Consider the following 2,173-nt stretch of genomic DNA (forward strand, 5'->3'; position numbering starts at 1 on the left):
CAGTATCTCCAGTGGCACCCGTAGGCCCAGTATCACCAGTTACACCAGTGGCTCCGGTAGGCCCAGTAGCTCCAGTAACTCCAGTAGCACCTGTTGGACCAGTAGGTCCGGTATCACCAGTTACACCAGTCGCACCGGTTGGACCAGTATCTCCAGTGGCTCCAGTGGCACCCGTAGGTCCAGTATCACCAGTAACTCCAGTCGCACCAGTAGGCCCGGTATCACCAGTTACACCAGTCGCACCGGTAGGTCCGGTATCTCCAGTAGCTCCAGTAACTCCGGTGGCACCAGTGGCACCCGTAGGTCCAGTATCACCAGTTACACCAGTGGCTCCGGTAGGCCCAGTATCTCCAGTAACTCCAGTGGCACCCGTAGGTCCAGTATCACCAGTTACACCAGTGGCTCCGGTTGGACCAGTATCACCAGTAACTCCAGTCACACCAGTAGGCCCGGTATCACCAGTCGCACCGGTTGGACCAGTATCTCCAGTGGCTCCAGTATCACCGATTGGACCAGTAGCTCCAGTAACTCCGGTAGGCCCAGTATCACCAGTAGAACCTCTTTTTACAATCTTATTATTTGCTTTTTTTCGTCCTTTTGCTTTAGCACAAGTGCTGTGATGTTTAACAACTTTTTTCTTTTTACATTCTCGTTTAAGAAGAGGGCAATCATCAAATGTAGGTCTATCGTGACGAGATTTTCTGTAATGAGGTTGCCAATCATGATTTTTTCCGCAAAAGGGACATTTGTTATCGTACTGGTTATACAAATTCCCCATCTCCTAAAAGTTAATATTTTATTCTATGTGGAAATTTAAAAAGCGGAATTGAGCTTAATGATATTTTTTAGTTCGAAGTTCATCGAATCAAATCATTTAAAAGTTAAATCGTTTTATGTTATGGTGTTGAAAGAATGAAACTAGTATGATTTTTGAAAGAAATGGGGCATCATGTATGAGTCAATCAGTTTTACAACGTGCAGCATATTCCGTGTTAAATTTATCCTCTGTAACAGAAGGTGGCACAATCAAAGAGTCATTTGAACATAGTATGGATTTAGCAAAAAAAGCTGAGAAGTGGGGCTACCATAGATATTGGCTTGCGGAGCATCATAATATGGAAGGGGTTGCGAGTTCAGCAACATCCGTCTTAATTGGATATATTGCCGGAGGGACTGAAAAGATCCGGGTTGGTTCTGGGGGGATTATGCTTCCAAACCATTCTTCACTCGTTATTGCAGAACAATTTGGAACACTGGAGACTTTGTATCCAGGGAGAATTGATTTAGGTCTTGGCAGGGCACCAGGAACAGATCAGTTAACGGCAAGGGCACTTAGACGTAATCTTCATAATGGGGAGGATTTCCCTGAGCAGCTTGAAGAACTTCGGCAATATTTCAAACCGACTGGTCAGATCAAAAAACATGTAAGAGCCGTTCCGGGAGAAGGATTGGATATCCCGATTTGGCTTCTTGGTTCAAGTGGTTTTAGTGCAAGGCTTGCAGGAGAACTGGGACTGCCATTTGCCTTTGCGGCACATTTCTCCCCTAAAAATACCATTCCTGCTTTAGAATTATACAGACAGTCATTTCAACCTTCAGATGTGTTAAAAGAACCTTATGCGATGGTTGGTGTGACGGTTTTTGCTGCTGATCAAACAGAGCGGGCTGAATATTTGGCGACGTCTCATTATCAGCGCTTCTTGAGCCTCATTCGCAATACACCAGGAAAACTCAAAGCCCCTGTTGAAAGTATGGATGGGTTATGGAGTCCATATGAGAAGGCGATGGTGGACGAACAATTAAGTTCGACGATGATCGGGGATAAACAAAAGGTGAAAAAAGAGTTAGAAGCCTTTATTGAAGCAACTCAAGCAGATGAAGTCATGATTAATTCTGATATGTTTGACCATCAAGAAAGAATGCGTTCTTATGAAATCATTGCAGAGATATTTCAAGAGGAACAAGAAAAATAAGAATAAAAAAAGAACTGCCAAGAGCAGTTCTCAGATTGTAGAGAAACTCATGTTTTTCTACAATCTTTTTTATTTTCACCATCATTATGATAGATGAGATTGAAGGAAAAACATGAAAAAGGCCTCCCACACACCTAGCCTAGCTTTGCTAGGTGTGTGGCAATCTTCTTCATGTTCTGGCAGGCAGCTGTGAGAAGCAC

2 protein-coding genes are annotated in these 2,173 nt (G+C 43.8%); one reads left to right on the plus strand and one right to left on the minus strand.

Translation table 11 applies throughout. The features are described from left to right. Nucleotides 1-769: collagen-like domain-containing protein (locus tag ES896_RS19935; protein ID WP_481747315.1), on the minus strand; the 769-nt coding region annotated here is incomplete at its 3' end. A gap of 184 nt (nucleotides 770-953) precedes the next feature. Here ES896_RS19935 and ES896_RS19940 point away from each other — a divergent pair. Continuing rightward, complete coding sequence (locus tag ES896_RS19940) at nucleotides 954-1,973, plus strand: LLM class flavin-dependent oxidoreductase (RefSeq protein ID WP_135227225.1); 1,020 nt, start codon at nucleotides 954-956, stop codon at nucleotides 1,971-1,973. Nucleotides 1,974-2,173: the final 200 nt, after the last annotated feature.

Source organism: Bacillus sp. 005/A4HT-01/001, assembly GCF_004634445.1.
Classification (GTDB): Bacteria; Bacillota; Bacilli; order Bacillales; family Bacillaceae; genus Bacillus; species Bacillus altitudinis.

Bases quoted from the DNA above. Each gene is read 5' to 3' on its own strand.
- ES896_RS19940 (WP_135227225.1), top strand. From the start codon at position 954: ATGAGTCAATCAGTTTTACAACGTGCAGCATATTCCGTGTTAAATTTA.